The sequence below is a fragment of the Micromonospora sp. DT43 genome (assembly GCF_049841645.1).
In the GTDB taxonomy this organism is placed as follows: domain Bacteria; phylum Actinomycetota; class Actinomycetes; order Mycobacteriales; family Micromonosporaceae; genus Micromonospora.
This window is the reverse complement of record NZ_JBNCKR010000010.1, coordinates 192,110-207,041: the sequence shown is the minus strand read 5'-3', so window position 1 is coordinate 207,041 and position 14,932 is coordinate 192,110. Positions and strand designations below refer to the sequence as shown.

Annotated in this window: 14 protein-coding genes and 1 pseudogene; 6 read left to right on the top strand and 9 right to left on the bottom strand. The window is 70.6% G+C overall.

What is annotated here, in order from left to right; translation table 11 throughout:
• Window positions 1–14: 14 nt before the first annotated feature.
• Complete coding sequence (locus tag ACLQ26_RS23175; RefSeq protein WP_425746421.1) at window positions 15–896, top strand: LysR substrate-binding domain-containing protein; 882 nt, start codon at window positions 15–17, stop codon at window positions 894–896.
• A gap of 33 nt (window positions 897–929) precedes the next feature.
• Here the strand turns inward: ACLQ26_RS23175 and ACLQ26_RS23170 are convergent, their stop codons facing one another.
• Genes ACLQ26_RS23170 through ACLQ26_RS23160 form a run of 3 tightly spaced genes read right to left on the bottom strand, consistent with a single transcriptional unit; the run spans window position 930 to window position 3,506 of the window.
• Complete coding sequence (locus tag ACLQ26_RS23170; protein WP_425746420.1) at window positions 930–1,484, bottom strand: DUF5872 domain-containing protein; 555 nt, start codon at window positions 1,482–1,484, stop codon at window positions 930–932.
• A gap of 28 nt (window positions 1,485–1,512) precedes the next feature.
• Window positions 1,513–2,826: an ATP-binding protein gene (locus ACLQ26_RS23165; RefSeq protein ID WP_425746419.1), complete on the bottom strand. Its 1,314-nt coding sequence runs from the start codon at window positions 2,824–2,826 to the stop codon at window positions 1,513–1,515.
• Window positions 2,823–3,506, bottom strand: a complete 684-nt coding sequence (locus ACLQ26_RS23160; RefSeq protein WP_363684145.1) for a response regulator transcription factor — start codon at window positions 3,504–3,506, stop codon at window positions 2,823–2,825. Before ACLQ26_RS23160 ends, ACLQ26_RS23165 begins: the two co-directional genes overlap by 4 nt.
• 102 nt (window positions 3,507–3,608) lie before the next feature.
• Between ACLQ26_RS23160 and ACLQ26_RS23155 the strand changes: the two genes are divergently transcribed.
• The 3 genes from ACLQ26_RS23155 (at window position 3,609) to ACLQ26_RS23145 (ending at window position 5,298) form a co-directional block, all read left to right on the top strand.
• Window positions 3,609–4,067, top strand: a complete 459-nt coding sequence (locus ACLQ26_RS23155) for a septum formation initiator (protein ID WP_425746418.1) — start codon at window positions 3,609–3,611, stop codon at window positions 4,065–4,067.
• Window positions 4,068–4,287: 220 nt separating this feature from the next.
• Window positions 4,288–4,722 carry a hypothetical protein gene (locus ACLQ26_RS23150; RefSeq protein WP_425746417.1) on the top strand — a complete coding sequence of 145 codons (435 nt, stop codon included), beginning with the start codon at window positions 4,288–4,290 and terminating at the stop codon, window positions 4,720–4,722.
• A 162-nt stretch (window positions 4,723–4,884) separates the two neighbouring features.
• Window positions 4,885–5,298, top strand: a complete 414-nt coding sequence (locus tag ACLQ26_RS23145) for a hypothetical protein (RefSeq protein ID WP_425746482.1) — start codon at window positions 4,885–4,887, stop codon at window positions 5,296–5,298.
• Window positions 5,299–5,310: 12 nt separating this feature from the next.
• Here the strand turns inward: ACLQ26_RS23145 and ACLQ26_RS23140 are convergent.
• The 5 genes and pseudogenes from ACLQ26_RS23140 to ACLQ26_RS23120 form a co-directional block, all read right to left on the bottom strand.
• Window positions 5,311–5,466, bottom strand: a pseudogene (locus tag ACLQ26_RS23140) (DUF2975 domain-containing protein); the annotation flags it as partial.
• An 89-nt stretch (window positions 5,467–5,555) separates the two neighbouring features.
• Window positions 5,556–6,617 carry a hypothetical protein gene (locus ACLQ26_RS23135; protein WP_425746416.1) on the bottom strand — a complete coding sequence of 354 codons (1,062 nt, stop codon included), beginning with the start codon at window positions 6,615–6,617 and terminating at the stop codon, window positions 5,556–5,558.
• Window positions 6,614–6,967 carry a PadR family transcriptional regulator gene (locus ACLQ26_RS23130; RefSeq protein WP_425746478.1) on the bottom strand — a complete coding sequence of 118 codons (354 nt, stop codon included), beginning with the start codon at window positions 6,965–6,967 and terminating at the stop codon, window positions 6,614–6,616. The genes ACLQ26_RS23135 and ACLQ26_RS23130 overlap by 4 nt, the downstream gene beginning before the upstream one ends.
• A gap of 391 nt (window positions 6,968–7,358) precedes the next feature.
• On the bottom strand, window positions 7,359–11,288 hold the full coding sequence (locus ACLQ26_RS23125; protein WP_425746415.1) for a ThuA domain-containing protein: 3,930 nt from the start codon (window positions 11,286–11,288) through the stop codon (window positions 7,359–7,361).
• 158 nt (window positions 11,289–11,446) lie between these two features.
• Window positions 11,447–12,040 carry a hypothetical protein gene (locus ACLQ26_RS23120; RefSeq protein WP_425746414.1) on the bottom strand — a complete coding sequence of 198 codons (594 nt, stop codon included), beginning with the start codon at window positions 12,038–12,040 and terminating at the stop codon, window positions 11,447–11,449.
• A gap of 410 nt (window positions 12,041–12,450) precedes the next feature.
• Here ACLQ26_RS23120 and ACLQ26_RS23115 point away from each other — a divergent pair, with 410 nt between their 5' ends.
• Window positions 12,451–12,831, top strand: coding sequence for a hypothetical protein (locus tag ACLQ26_RS23115; protein WP_425746413.1), 381 nt, complete (start codon window positions 12,451–12,453; stop codon window positions 12,829–12,831).
• A 143-nt stretch (window positions 12,832–12,974) separates the two neighbouring features.
• On the opposite strand, the gene ACLQ26_RS23110 is transcribed toward ACLQ26_RS23115, so the two are convergent.
• A complete protein-coding gene (locus tag ACLQ26_RS23110) occupies window positions 12,975–14,186 on the bottom strand; it encodes a low temperature requirement protein A (protein WP_425746412.1) in 1,212 nt (403 codons plus the stop codon).
• A gap of 83 nt (window positions 14,187–14,269) precedes the next feature.
• Here ACLQ26_RS23110 and ACLQ26_RS23105 point away from each other — a divergent pair, with 83 nt between their 5' ends.
• Window positions 14,270–14,878, top strand: a complete 609-nt coding sequence (locus ACLQ26_RS23105; RefSeq protein WP_425746411.1) for a class I SAM-dependent DNA methyltransferase — start codon at window positions 14,270–14,272, stop codon at window positions 14,876–14,878.
• Window positions 14,879–14,932: the final 54 nt, after the last annotated feature.

The following is a 14,932-nucleotide window of genomic DNA, read 5'->3' as shown; positions in this document are numbered from 1 at the left end:
CGTATCCTCGAAGTATGGAACCCGAGTTGCGCCACCTGCGCTACTTCGTCGCGGTCGCCGAGGAGCTCCATTTCGGCCGGGCCGCGGTGCGCCTGCGGATGGCCCAGCCACCGCTGTCGCAGCAGATCCGCCAACTCGAGGCGATGATCGGCACGCCGCTGTTCGTGCGTACCTCCCGGTCGGTGGCGCTGACGCCCGCGGGCGAGGCGTATCTGGACCGGTGCCGGCGGCTGCTGGCCACCGTGGCCGACGACGTGCAGGAGGCGGGCCGGATCGGGCGCGGGGAGCAGGGGCGCTTCGACATCGGTTTCGTCAGTTCGGCGATCCCGCTCGGGCTGGCGGGGCCGATCCGTCGATTCCGCGAACGCCATCCGGCCGTCCACCTGCGCCTGCACGAGGCGTACACGGCGCACATCGTCGACCGGTTGTTGAACGGCGAGGTCGATCTCGGCGTGGTTCGGGACGCGGACGACCACGACGACCTGGTCGGCACCACGTTCGCCACCGAATCCTTCGTCGCCGTCCTGCCGGCCGATCACCCGCACGCGGGAGACCTCGCGCTCGACGCCGCCGTGCTGCGCGACGACCCGTTCGTCTTCTTCCCCCGGGTGGCCGGCGAGCGGGCCTACCAGCGCAATCTCCGGCCGTGTCTGGAAGCCGGCTACACACCGAACATCGTCCAGGAGGCCACCAGTTGGGCCACTGTGGCGCACCTGGTCGCGGCAGGCCTCGGGGTGACGATCGCGCCGGCGAGCATCTCCGCCGTGGCGCCCGCCTCGGTGGGAGTCCTGCCGTTGACGGGCACCGAGGCCACCACCGAGGTACAGATCCTGCGCCGCCGACAGGACGACCGGATCACCTCGACGGGCTTCGAGGCCGCGCGTCAGGCTCCCTGAGCTACCCGGTGCGCCAGCCGCCGTACCGCAGGGTCACCCGCGCCTGTTGAGTTCGGCCTCGAGTCGCTGGACGAGCGTCTTGCGGTCCTTGCCGGCGTGCTCGTTGCGCAGCGCGGTCCTGAGCTGCCGGATGTCGAGGCCACGGACCAGCTTGGCCGCCTCGGCGACCGACATCTCCGACATGCGGCCGGCCGTGGTGGCGTCTCGACGCGCCTTCTTGGCCGGCCCGGTGTTGGCCACGTACTGCCTGCCGGATCGGGACGCTTCGCGCTTCTTGGTGTCGGTCGCGCGCTTCTGGCTCTCCGACATCTCGTCCCACGCCTTCTTGGGCAGGTAACGACTCGTCGTGTCGCCCTTGCGGGCGCGGGTGTCGCCCTCCTTCGTCTGCCACTTCTCGTTGCCCCAGCGCTGGAGCGACTTCTGCCGCTCGTCCTTCTCGCCCAGGAATCCCCCGCCGCGCTTCTTGTACTCCTGGGTGACCAGTTGTGACTTTCGCGCCGACCACTGACCCGGCCGACCGCCCTTGTCGGACGCCTTGATCTCTTCCTTGATCTGTTCTCTGAGCTCGGGTTTCGTATACCGCGCCATGGATGGCAGCTACCCCGCAGCGCAGCGGCTATGCCTCTCGCCCCGACCTCGACGGAGCCTCCCGCCCCGACCTCGACGGACCGAGGCGAAGCAGCACCTGCGCCCCGCCCCGCGGCCCGGTCCGCAGCTCCAGCCGGCCGCCGCCGGCCTGCGCGGCGCGACGGGCGATGTCCAGGCCGAGACCGGTCGACCCGACCGCGCTGGCACCCCGCCGGACCGCGCCCGACGGCATGCCCGGCCCCTCGTCGGCGACGGTGAGCAGCACCTCCCCGTTCTCGCTCGCGAGCCGGACGGCGAACGGGGTGCCGTCGGGTGTGTGCGCGAAGACGTTGCCGAGCAGCGCGTCCACGGCGGCCGTCAGGTCGTCGGCGGGCACCCCGACGGTGAGCGGGCCGGGGGCCAGGTCGAGGCGGACCGCCCGACCGGTGTCCTCGGCCAGCACCGACCAGAACGCCACCCGGTCCGCGACGATCGCCGCGGCATCCGACGCGGCCGTGCCCGGCGCCGGCGCGCGACGCCAACGGGCCTGCTGGATCAGACCGGTGACCGCCCGTTCGAGCCCGTCGGCGGCGGTGGTGATCCGCGCCGCGTCGTCCGGGTCGCGCAGCGACTCCGCCTCCAGGCGCAACGCCGTCAGGGGTGTCCGCAACCGGTGCGACAGGTCCGCGACCTGCTCGCGCTCCTGCACCAGGAGGACCTGGATCCGGCCGGCCAGGTGGTTGAGAGCGCCGGCCACCTCGCGCAGCTCCGCCGGACCCGCGGGAGTGACCCGGGCGTCCAACTCGGCATTCGCCAGGCGGTGCGACACGGCGGAGAGGTCGCTGATCGGCCGGACCAGCGTGCGCGCCAGCCGGTCGGCGACCGCCAACCCGATCAGCACCAGCACCACACCCAGCAGCGCCAGCACCAGCCAGGCCCGGGTCACCCCGGCAGTCAGCTCCTGCCGTGGCACCACGATCCGGATCACCCCGGTGCCGTCCGCCCGGCCCTGCACGGCTATGACCACCTCCCGGCCGGCCGCCGACTCCCCGGTGAGGCTCTGCCCCCGCGCGGCCAGGGCCACCGCGGGCGTACGGGGCGCCTGGGCGCCGAGCACCGTACCGTCGGGCAGGAAGACGCTCACCTGTCGACCGGACTCCGCGGCGAGCTGCTCGACGGTGAGCCTGATGGTCGGGGCGTCGGCGGTCCCGACCACCGGTACGAGGCTCTGCGCGTCGGCGGTGGCCCGCACGGTGGCCCGGTCCTGGGCGACGGTACGGACGAGCAACGCCAGCGGCACCAGGAACGCGATGAGCGTGAGCACACTGACCGCCGCGACCAGCAGCGCGAGCCGCGCCCTCACGGCGCCTCCAGCCGTACCCCGACGCCGCGCACGGTGTGCAGGTAGCGCGGCTGCTGGGCGCTCTCCCCCAGCTTGCGGCGCAGCCAGGACAGGTGCACGTCGACGGTCTTGTCGGCGCCGCCGTACGGAATCTGCCAGACCTCGGTGAGCAGCTCGCGTTTGGTGACCACCTGGCCGGGCCGCCCGGCCAGGTGGTGCAGCAGGTCGAACTCGCGCGGCGTCAGCTCCACAGGCGTGCCGTCCAGGGTGACCTGCCGGGACCGGCTGTCGACACGCAGCCCGCCGACGACGAGGGCCACCTCCTGCGCGTCGGCGCCGGCGGGGCCCCTCCGCAGCACCGCCCGGGCACGGGCGTCGAGCTGCGCGGCGGTGAACGGCTTGACCACGTAGTCGTCGGCACCCGCGTCGAGCACCCGGACGATTTCGGTCTCGTCGTCGCGGGCCGTGGCCACGATGACAGGCACCGAGCTGACCGCGCGCAGCATCCGCAGCAGCTCGCGTCCGTCCAGGTCGGGCAGGCCCAGGTCGAGCACGACGAGGTCGGGCCGGTCCTCCAGGGCGTCGCGCAGCCCGGCCATCGCGGTCGAGGCCGCGGCCACCGCGTGGCCACGTTCCCGCAGGGCACGGATCAGCGGGGTACGGATGGTCAGGTCGTCCTCGATGAGCAGCAGGCGGGCCACACCCGGCAGGCTAACGGCTCCCGCCGGCAGCGACGCGCACGTTAACCATGCCTTAGCCTCCGGATGTGCCGGCGACAAGGACGGATCGGAGATAGTCGTGTCATGGGCCGTCGTTCGCTTCTCGTCGCCGTCGGGTGGGTGGCCACGGTCGCCGTGGCGACCCTGATCGGGTTGGGCGCGATCCGTCTGGTGGGCGAGAGCCTCACCGGCACACCGGGTGGGGTGCGCAGCGAGGCCGAGATCGAACGGGCGCTCGCCGCGCCGGAAGCGACGTCCGCCGCCCCGACAGCCGTCACGCCGGCCGGCACCGCGAGCACCGCGCCCAGCCCCGATGCCGGCGTACGCCGCAGTTTCGCCACCGACGGCGGCACGGCCGTGGCCGAGTGCGGTCCCGCCGGCGTACGCCTCGTCTCCTGGGCGCCCGCGCAGGGCTACCGGGTGCGCGACGTGGACCGGGGTCCGGACGACGACGTCGAGGTCACGTTCGAGGGCTCGGCCGGCAGGCACGAGTTGAAGGTCCGGTGCATCGGCGCGGAGCCGGTCGCCGTCGCCGACGACTGACGTCGCAACAGCTCGCAGCGCGCAGGGTTGTCGGGGCGAGAACGGTAGGCCACCATGGCGTCATGCTGACGCTGTGGCGAAACGTCGAACCGCAGGGCCAACCGGAACCAGTGGCCAAGCGGCCCAACCCCGCTGCCGGTGACCGGGACGTGAGATGACAGCCCCCCTCGTATCCACTGGCCACCATTTCATCAACTTCCGCAATCAGACATTTCAGTGGGTGGACGTCAAGCGATTCGGAATTACCGCGATCGACGAGCCCGACGGTGGCCTCGTCGCCGCGCTGATCAACCACGAGTGGTTCGGCGACAACTACGCCACCGGGCCCGAGCCCGGCGGTGACCCGGATCGACATGGACCGTACTGGCGTGAGCGGATCACGCCCGACTGCTACGACCCGATCGATCCCGAGCTCGCGGAACGACGCCTGCGTTTCTGGTCGGAACAGTTCGCACCGGTACCCGAACACCTCACGGCGGAACTGCGGCAGGAGGTGTACCAGCCGTTGCGTGCTGCCGACGGGATCTACCTGCTACGAGACATCGGTCCGGACGCCTTTCACGACTGGGGTGGCGTGCACAACGAATTCCATGAGTTCCTACTCGTCGACCGCACGAACCAGACGGTGGTGCAGATCGTGGCCGCGGATGACTGACTGGCCTTTCGCCCTACCGCCCACCGGCTGCTCGTGTTCCCGTCGCGGCCCGGAGTGACCCGGCGCAGCGCCTCCCTCCGGTCGAGCAGTGACGTGCCGGCCAGGACGAGCAGGTCGTAAGGGGTCGGCATCAGGACCTGAAGATCGTTTAAGCTCCCTGCCGTGAACCGCACCCTCGTTGTCGCCTCGCTGCTGCTGCTGACCGCCTGCTCCCCCGCCGAAGCGCCCTCCCCCGCCCCCAGCTCCACCACGCCATCGGACAAGGCGGCCGCCGCCGCGTGCACGCGCGTGGTCCGCAGCATCGAGGCAAAGGATTCCCCCATCGGGGACGCGACCACCGCGATGGCCTCCATCGACTCGAGCGATCCCGCCGTCCGGGAGGCGGGTCAGCGGCTGGGATCGGCGGCCAAGGAAGCCGGCGACCTCTGGGTGAAGAACGACCCCACTGTGGACACGGGACCCGCCAATCAACGCCTGGCCGACGCCCGACAGGGAATGCTCACGGCGTGCACCAACCTGTTCGGGGAGTATCCGTGGCCGTTCACCCGGAAGCCCGCACCGACGCCCAGCAGCTGAGTGACGAACGTGGCCGGCCGCGGCGGAGCGGGCGATGATGGCCTTGCCGGCGGCGAACCCGAGCATCTGGAAAGCGCTACCGCCAACCGCCACCACCAGGCCGATGCTGACAATCCGACGGCCGTTGGCGGAGGTGAACACTTCGCCGGTGGGCACGGTGCGGACGAGAACCCGATGTCGCGGTACCAGAGTGATGGGAGCGAGGGGCACGGTCCCGGCTCAGCCAGCGGGTTCGGCCGACTGAGCCGGGATGACTGTTAGGTCACCGTTGCGGTGGGCCGCGCTTCGGGGTGGCGGCGGCTCATGGCGGCTACGACCAGGATCGCAAGTCCCATGGCCAGTGCTCCGTGCAGTTGTTGGGCGCGGTGATCGAGAAACAGCCAGAAGTAGGCCGGGTCAGCCGGTTGGGGTTCAGATCCGGGGAAGGCCAAGTCGGCCAGCCTTTCGTACAGGCCGATGGTGGGTCCGGCGGCGAGCCACAGCGCGCTGAGGCTGAGGACGGCGACGGTCAGCCGGCGAGGCAATGTTCGGCGTCGCAGGCGATACCCGGCCCAGCCGGTGAGGAGCCAGCCGATGACGGCGCCGACGAGTCCGCCCAGCATGATCGCCACCGGTTCCCAGCGCGGCGCGGTTACCCCAAGGTGAGTCGCCAGACTCGTACCCCCCGCATCGGGCGTCAGAATAGTGACGGCGGATACGGTGACGACGGCGCCATCCTTGATCGCGTAGAACTCTTCAGAGGCCGCCTCCATCTGCCTACCACCTCGGATGACCGGGGCGCCGGAGTACATCTCGCTGCCGCCAGGGGTCCAGCCCTCGGCCTGCAGGCGGGCCTTCGCTGCTTCGAGCGTCCAATCTGATGACTGCTCGTCGGCGACGTTGACACCATTGCTTTGGGGATTTCCCAACCAGTCATCACGACCGAGTTTGGGTGCCCGCAACGGGGCACCCCGAACCGTTTCGGCAGTGTGGATGGCCGATGCGTCGGACGGCAGCGCGGCCGCCTGCCAGGCCAGCCACGAGCCCACGCCTGCTCCTACGGCTCCGAGGATCACGGCCGATAGCAGGGCCGCCACCACCGCCATACGGCCGATCGGCAGCCGGAACCACTGCCGCACCGCCCCGCGCACCAAATCCACCACGTCGGCGCGGGCGGGCATCCGACGGCCCGGCTCGGCGGAGTCCATGAGCATGGTGAGAATCTCCTCGCCGTGGGCGCGGCGGTACCCGATCGGATATGCCCACAGCAGCCGCCGGTACCAGCGTTCCAGCCGAACGCGCGCCGACAGCTCCCGCATGACCTCCCCACAGGCGGTCATGGGCGAACCCCGAACGGGGTTGCCGTGAATCCGAACGCCACGTTCGGTCGCGCCTGTAGCCGGCTTTCCGCCGCCTCCGCGTGCTTGCGCAGGCGGCGGGCCTGCTCGGCAAGCTTGCCGGCACCCGCGTCGGTGAGCCGGTAGTAGCGACGAAGCCGCCCGTCGACGATCTCCTGCCGGTCGACCATGACGAGTTCCTGCTCCACCAGGCGGTCGAGGGCTCCGTAGAGGGTGCCGGCCCGCAGCTTCACCGTTCCCTCGGAGAGTTCGGCGACCTCCTGAGTCACGCCGTAGCCGTGCTTGGGCCCGGTCGCCAACGCAGTGAGAATCAGGAACGTCGGCTCCTGCATCGATGTCATGCATGTAGATTACGTCGGCCGGTATATACCGTCAACCTGTGCCTGAAGGTGCGCCCATCGCCACCGCCAGCGCGGTTCGACGCGGCTCGACACCTCTCGACCCGTCAGGGTTGCGGCACCCGCAGGTCGACAGGCCAGGCGTACCGGGTGCGGCGTTACTAAAAATCCCTCATGTGCACAATCGCCGAGCCGCGCGCCTACGCCTAGCCGCTCGCTCCTCAAGACCAGCGCCCGCCCGGGGCGGACCACGCGCAGGGGCCCGCCGTGATCACGTGATGAGGAGTAGGTGTCAGGGGACCACCGAAGCTACTGGGCATCACGTGATCGAGGCGAGTCCGCCCCCACCGCCCAATCGGCGGTGAGGGCAGACTCAGGTGGTGGTTCAGCTCGTGTAGGCCTCCACCTCCCAGAGCGAGTGGCCGTAACCGGTCGCCCGGGCCGTGCCGTAGATCCGTAGGTAGCGACCGTTGGCGTCGAGGCCGCTGTGCTCGTCCACGCCACCGTCGGCCCCGGTCACCGTCTTCACGGTGGTCCAGGTGGTGCCGTCGGTGGAGGTCTGGATCTGGTACGCGCTGCTGAACGCCGCCTCCCAGGCGAGCTTGACCCGCCCGATCGCGGTCGGGCTGCCGAGGTCGACGCGGATCCACTGCGGGTCGGAGAAGGTGCTCGACCAGCGGGTGGTGAGGTTGCCGTCGACGGCCTGTGCGCCTGTCACATCGGCCCCCTCGGTGCTGGACGTCGACGTCGGCTTGTTCAGCAGCAGGTTGCCGCCGGTCGGGTTGCCGGTGGCCCCGTACACCTCGAACTCGTAGAGCGAGTACCCCCACGCCGTGCCGCGGGCGGTGCCGAGGAGCCGGACGTACCGGCCGGAGCCGGTGAGCCCGGTCAGGTCGTCCACGCCTCCGTCGCCACCGGTGACCGTGCGGATGGTGGTGAAGGTGACGCCGTCCGTCGAGGTCTGAATCTGGTACCCGCTGCCGTACGCCGCCTCCCAGGTGAGCTTGACCCGGCTGAGCGCGTACGTGGCGCCCAGGTCCACGTCGATCCACTGTGGGTCGCCGAAGGCGCTGCCCCAGCGGGTGCCGGCGACGCCGTCGAACGCGTTCGCCGCGGTGTAGGCCCCCTCGAAGCTGGACGCCCGCGCCGGCTTGCCCCGCGCCAGGTTGCCGGTCGGTTCGGGGTCCGGGTCGGGCCCGGGACCGCCAGGGCTGGCGGAGAGGGTGAACTCGTCGATGTCGAACCACGGCCCGGCGCCCTTGAAGACCAGGAACAGCGTACGGGTGCCGGTCGGCGCGGTGACCCCGCCGGTGACAGTGGCGAAGGTGGCGTACCCACCGGTGGGGACCACGGTGGCCGAACCGACAAGCGGCCCGGTGGGCGAGTCGACGCGCAGTTCCAGCGTCCCGCCGCCGCCGGCCGGTGCGCCGACCCGGGCGCTGAACGACTGGACGCCGGTCAGGTTGTAGGGGCGGAACGAGATCCAGTCGTTGTTGTCGACGTAGCCGACCGCCGCGCCGCCGTGTCCCGCCGCCCCGGCGACGATCTGGACACCCGAGGAGTCGCCGAAGTGCTCGGCCTGGCGTACGCGTGGTTGCAGCACCGCCTGGGTGTGCGTGGTCAGCGCGGGCTGGCCGCCCCCGCCCAGGTCCGTGTACTCGGCGTCGATGATGCCGAAGATGTTGGCCGCCGTGTCGTGCTCGCCGTCTGCCGAGGTCTGGATGACCCCGGAGCAGCCCTGCGCGCTGCCGAGCTGGTGGCCGTGCGAGTCGTGCCCGAGGACGTAGTTCACCTTCACCCGTGCGCAGTTGATGGTGCCGTCCTGGGCGTCGGTGACGGTGACGCTGAACGGCACCGCGTCCCCGAAGGCGAAGATCTGCCCGTTCAACGGGGTGTTGACGGTGACGACCGGGGCGCTGTTGCCGACGGTGACGACCACACTCGCGGTGGCGCTCTTGCCTGTGGTGTCCCGGACCGTCAGGGTCGGACTGCGGGTTCCGTTGGTGGTGTACGTGAAGCTCGGGTTCGGCGCGGTGGAGTCGGTGGTGCCGTTGTTGTCGAAGTCCCAGGCGTAGGTGAACGGGTCGCCGTCCGGGTCGAGGGTGCCGGCCGAGGAGAAGGCGACGGTCAGCGGCGCGGTGCCGCTGGTCGGGGTGGCGGACACCTTCGCGACGGGCGCTCTGCCCTCGCGGGCGTACTCGATGCGGTAGAGCGCCGAGTTGGCGTCGCCGTTGAACCAGCCGGTGCCGTAGTCGAGCACGTAGAGCGCGCCGTCCGGGCCGAACTCCATGTCCATGACCTGCGTGCCGGTCCACGGGAACGGGTTGATCTTCAAGGGTTGGCCGGACGCGTCGAGCTTGACGTTCTTGATCCAGCGGCGGCCGAACTCACCGGCGAAGAAGGTGCCGTCGTAGTACTGCGGGAACGCCACGGCGGAGGTGTTGTTCGGGTCGTACCGGTAGACCGGGCCGGCCATCGGTGACAGCCCACCGCCTGTGAACTCCGGCGGCGAGCCGGATCCGCCGTACGGCAGCCAGGCCGGCACCGCCGGCGGTAGCTGGGTGATGCCTGTGTTGTTGGGTGAGTTGTTGACCGGCCCACCGGCACAGTTGAACTTCGCCCCGGACGGCCCGGACGGGAACGTGTAGTCGTTGTAGGCGTCGTTGCGGGCGGTGCAGTACGGCCAGCCGTAGAAACCCGGGCGGTCGACGCGGGCGAACTCCACGTTGCCCGCCGGCCCCCGGTTCGGGTCGGCGGTGCCCGCGTCGGGGCCGTAGTCACCGAGGTAGACGACACCGGTGGCCTTGTCCACGCTCATCCGGAACGGATTGCGGAACCCCATCGCGTAGATCTCCGGGCGCGTCCGCGCGGTGCCGGGCGCGAACATGTTGCCGGCCGGGATGGTGTAACCGCCCGCCGTGCTCGGCTTGATGCGCAGCACCTTGCCGCGCAGGTCGTTGCTGTTCGCCGCGGTGCGCTGCGCGTCGAAGGCCGGGTTACGGCCGGCCCGCTCGTCGATCGGGGTGAACCCGGCCGAGTCGAACGGGTTGGTGTCGTCGCCAGTGGACAGGTACAGGTTGCCGGCCGCGTCGAAGTCCATGTCGCCGCCGACGTGGCAGCACATGCCCCGGCTGGTGGGCACGTTGAGGATCAGCGTCTCACTGGCCAGGTTGATGGTGTTGTCCGCGTTCACTGTGAAGCGGGACAGCCGGTTGACGCCGTCCCAGACGGCGAAGTCGGCAGGCGTGCCCTCCGCAGGCGCGCCACCGCCGAGCGTGCTCAGCGGTGGCGCGTAGTAGGCGTACACCCAGCGGTTGGTGGCGAAGTTGGGGTCGGCCTTGATGCCCTGTAACCCCTCCTCGTCGCCGCTGTAGACGGCCAGGGTGGCGGCGACCTTGGTGTTGCCGGCGGCGTCGGTGTGCCGGATGACACCGTTGCGCGACGTGTGCAGCACGCCCCGGTCGGGCAGGACGGTGAGGCTCATCGGCTCGCCCGTCTCGGCCGCGCCCTTGGCCAGCTCCACCTGCTGGAAGTTGGTGGTGACCGTGGGGCCGCAGTCGGCGTCTACCGCCCCGGCGGCGGTCTGGATGCCGCCGAGCAGATGCTGGCGGAAGGCCGTGTCGGTGTACGAGGCGTCGGTGTGGCCGAGGCCGGTGTACCAGGCCCGCCCGCCGGAGTAGTTCTGGCACCAGGAGATCGGGTGGTCGTACCCCATGCTGCCGCCGGTGTAGGTGCTCTCGTCGAGGGTGGCCAGCACGTGCACAGCGCCCCGGGGGTTGGTGCGGTAGTTGTACAGCTCGTCGAACCGGCTCCACCGCTGCGGCAGCCCCCGCGTGGACGGGTGCGCCTGGTCGGCGACCGTGACGGTGGCGGTCTGCTCCGCCGGGTGCGAGGCGAAGTACGCGCCGACGAGCCCGCCGTACCACTGCCAGTCGTACTCGGTGTCGGACGCGGAGTGCACGCCCACGTAGCCGCCGCCGCCGGTGATGTAGCGCTCGAACGCGGCCTGCTGGGCGGCGTTGAGGACGTCACCGGTGGTGGACAGCCAGATCACCGCCGCGAACCGGTCCAGGTTGGCGTCGGTGAACTGGCCCGCGTCCTCGGTGGCCTCGACGGTGAACCCGTTGGCGGCGCCGAGCTGCTGGATCGCTGTGATGCCGGGGGTGATGGATCCGTGCCGGAAGCCGGCGGTCTTGCTGAACACCAGCACGGTGAACGGCGCTGCGCTGGCGGCGGGTGGCGTGGCGACGACGCCGCCCAGCACGAGGATCGCGCTCAGCGCGGCGCCGAACCACGCTCGCAGGGATCTGCGCACGGGTAGGTCCTTTCGCGGGTGCGGGGACGACGTGCGCCGATCACGCCGGGTGGTGGTGTGCCTGCATCGTCGCGGCTCGATCCCCGACCCGTCAAGGCGTCTCGCACCATCCGAGAGAGCGCTATCTCAGCAGCTCAGAACGACTTCGGTTGGCAAGGTCAAATTACGGTTTCCAGACTGGCTCTCGGGGCGGGCCGCCGCAGCGCCGGCACCGCCGGCGCGAGCGCCACCAGCATGCCGAGACCGCCGAGCGGCAGCAGGTCGAGCGTGACGGCCGGCAGGACGGTGCCGACCAGCAACAGCGCGACGCTCCACCACGGCAGCCGCCTCTGGGCGGCGAGCATGCCCGCCAGGACGACCAGACCGACAAAGAACAGCTGCGGTACGACGTCGTAGACGACCACCTCGACGCCGGGGATGTCCTTGAAGTCCGCGCCGAGCGCCGACATCTCGGCCCGGTCGGCGGCCAGCAGCCCCTCGACGATGTCCGCCCCGAACTGCACCATCGTGGCGGCGAGCCCGACAAGCGTGACGGCGACCAGGCCGGTGCGCCACGGGCTGGGGCGCAGCAGGCCGGCCAGCGCCAGCACCGCCGGCACGAAGCACACCATGCCCGCCAGGGCGACCAGGTGCGCGGCCTGCCAGTCGAACCCCGGGCCGTACGTCCCGTCGGACTTCCCCCACAGGCGTACGAGCCCGTAACCCACGATGCAGGCCGGCCCGGCGATCACGAAGAATGCGGCGCGTCTCATGCCCAACATCATCTGGTGGTCCGCGTGCGCCCGGCTCCGGGCGAAGCCCCGGTGACAGCCCCGGTCTTCGTCTCAGGTTTTCCACCGAGCAACCCTGAACCCCGGTCGACGAAACGCGTCGCGGCCAGGCCGAAGTGGCGATGACCGATACGCTGACTCTCATGCCGGAACGCCCGGCCCACGTTTGGGCACCCAAGCTCATCCGAGTACGAGCAGCGAAGCGGCGAGCGGCGGAGCTTGCAGGACGAGAGCGGGCGCTTGGGCAACGGTTGATCGACGTTCTCGCGCGATCCCCGGCAGATGAGGCTGAGGTTGTTGCCCTCGCTGCCGCCTGGAAAGAGGCGAGTAGCAGACGGTGGCGGGCCGAGTACCAGCTGTTCCGAGCCAGGCACCCCGATTCGTTCCCGTGCATGAGCCCGGGCTGGACGATTGTCCAGTGGGTAGCACTCGCGGCCCTGTCCGGCGTTATCGGCAACGTCGCCTACGACGCAGTGCTGCGCGCCGCGAAGTCGGTCAAGAGGCCCGGGGGTACGGAGCACGAGCCTCGTACCCGGCCGATCAATGTCGACATCGCCGTGCTGATCGCCGAACTGGCGACGGCGGTGCGGGCGCGGGACATCGGTTGGGCTGATCCAGGCAGGCACTCCCGACATCAAGCAGAGTGTGATGAGTCCGGGCAGTGGACGGTTCACCTGTCCTATGAGCAGAAAGCCTTGGAATCGGTTGTCGTTCTACCCGCGATGGTCGCGCACCCCGAATCGATTTCGGTGCTTCTGCGCAAGAAGACGTAACGGCTGCGGTGAGAGGTCCTGGCCCGATTCGGGCACGCCGAACCCGACATCGAGGCCCGCCGCCGTTTCGGCAGACGCGCTCGATCGGTGGTGCGAAACGAGGCGGCGACAGGCGTTGGCTACCGGGACAGCGGGCTGGCGACCTAGACGGGCGGACCCCCGCCATCACCGTGTGAACCTCGCAGGTGGCTCGCCAGCGTGTCTGCCCCACCGACGAGACTGAGCACCACGGCGGCCATGACCAGGACCGCCAGTCCCGGCAGCAGGGCGCCGACCGGGACTGCCGCCACCAGCACCAGCGCCCCGGCCAGCCGGCGGATGGGGCGCCGCCCGAAGACCTCGTGGTCCGCCCAGCCCTGCGCGAGGAGGAACAGCGCCGGACCGCCCAGCCCGATGACGGCCGTCGGCAACGTGCCCTCGCCGGTGGGGTGGGCGATGACCAGTTCGAATCCGACTGCGGTGATCAGCACGCTGGCGACCGTCACGAGGTGGACGTAGGTCGCCCTTTCACCGAGTCGCGCCGGGGTCTGCGATTCGCGGATCGCCGTGGGGAGCCGGTGTCCGGAGCGGTGGAAGTAGATTCGCCAGTACAGCACGGTGACGGCGAACGCGACGACGAAGCCGGCGATCTCCGTGGGGGTCATCGGGGCCGCGCTGGAGGCCAGGCCGATCACCAGGATCGCCTCGCCGAGCGCGATCAGGAACACCTGCTGGTAGCGCTCCACCAGATGAACCCCGTTGATCACCCACTGGTTCACCCGGGAGGCGCCGAGCCGGGGTATCGGCCAGCCGGTGGCGAACCCGACGTACTCGATGGCCAGGGCGCCGGCCCAGACCGCGGGCCGGGCGTGCTCGCTCACGGCGACCCCGACGAGCCAGGGCACCGCGGCGACGGCGGTCCAGATCGTGATGCGGGTGGTCACCATCCGGCGCGGATGGCCGCGCAGCGCCAGGGTGAGCGCCAGCGGTCGGCCGAGCTGGATGATGACGTAGGTGCCGGCGAACAGCACGGCTCGACCGCCGAACGCGTGGGGCATCGCGATGGCCAGCACCAGCGCGCCGAACATCACCACGATCACCAGCGCCTGGACGAACGCCAGCGCCGGGTCGTAGAGGCTGGTGACCCAGGCCGCCAGCATCCAGATCAGCCAGAGCAGCAGGAAGAAGAACAGCGCCTCGGCGGCCCCGCCCAGCACGTCGCGCTCGGGCTCGTTGGCGTTCAGTTCGGTGATCAGCCGTTGTGCGACACGGGTGAGGGCGAAGACGAAGGCCAGATCGAAGAAGAGCTCGAGAAAGGCCGCCCGGGGTGAGGCCACCGGATCCCGCAGAAGCCGTGCCGTCCATCCGTGCGACATCCAGGCCACCCCTCGGCACTAACGATCTTTGGGACGGGGGGTTGCGCGCGCGCCGCCCGGTGCGGGGTTCCTATAGTCGGGCGGTGGGCACGGAACAGGTACGGCAGGCGTACGCCTCGGTCGCGGATCTCTACATCGAACTGTTCGGCACGCGGGAGAAGGTGGACGCCGACGACCTCGCCCTCATCGGCCGGCACCTGGGGGGCCGACCCGGTGCGGTGCTCGACCTGGGCTGCGGCCCGGGTCACCTCACCGACTACCTTCGCTCGCTGGGCGTCGACGCCACGGGCATCGACGTGGTCCCCGAGTTCATCGCCCACGCGCGGGCGACCCATCCCGGCGGCAGCTACCGCCTGGGGTCGCTGGACGACCTCGACGTCGCCGACCACTCCGTCGCCGGCATCCTGGCCTGGTACTCGCTGATCCACCTGCCACCGCAGCGACTCGACGGCGTGCTCACCGCGTTCCGGCGTGCCCTGACCCCGTCCGGGAGGTTGGTGCTCGGCCTCTTCGCCGGCGACGAGGTCGACGCCTTCGACCACAAGGTCACCACCGCCTACCGGTGGCCGGTCGACGAGATCTCCGAGCGGCTGGCGCGCGCCGGCTTCACCGAGGTCGAGCGCCTGGAGCGTCCCGACGGTGGCGTCCATCGCCCGCACTTCGCCATCGCGGCGGTCGCCGCCGAAGGGTGAGCGGGCGGCACCGTCCTCGGCCGTGTCGGGCTGTTCTGTGTGCCGCCGCACGGC

Coding starts and splice junctions, on each gene's coding strand:
- ACLQ26_RS23120 (WP_425746414.1), bottom strand. CDS start 12,040: ATGAGACGCGCCGCATTCTTCGTGATCGCCGGGCCGGCCTGCATCGTG.
- ACLQ26_RS23175 (WP_425746421.1), top strand. CDS start 15: ATGGAACCCGAGTTGCGCCACCTGCGCTACTTCGTCGCGGTCGCCGAG.
- ACLQ26_RS23110 (WP_425746412.1), bottom strand. CDS start 14,186: ATGTCGCACGGATGGACGGCACGGCTTCTGCGGGATCCGGTGGCCTCA.
- ACLQ26_RS23115 (WP_425746413.1), top strand. CDS start 12,451: ATGAGCCCGGGCTGGACGATTGTCCAGTGGGTAGCACTCGCGGCCCTG.
- ACLQ26_RS23155 (WP_425746418.1), top strand. CDS start 3,609: ATGGGCCGTCGTTCGCTTCTCGTCGCCGTCGGGTGGGTGGCCACGGTC.
- ACLQ26_RS23170 (WP_425746420.1), bottom strand. CDS start 1,484: ATGGCGCGGTATACGAAACCCGAGCTCAGAGAACAGATCAAGGAAGAG.
- ACLQ26_RS23135 (WP_425746416.1), bottom strand. CDS start 6,617: ATGACCGCCTGTGGGGAGGTCATGCGGGAGCTGTCGGCGCGCGTTCGG.
- ACLQ26_RS23130 (WP_425746478.1), bottom strand. CDS start 6,967: ATGCAGGAGCCGACGTTCCTGATTCTCACTGCGTTGGCGACCGGGCCC.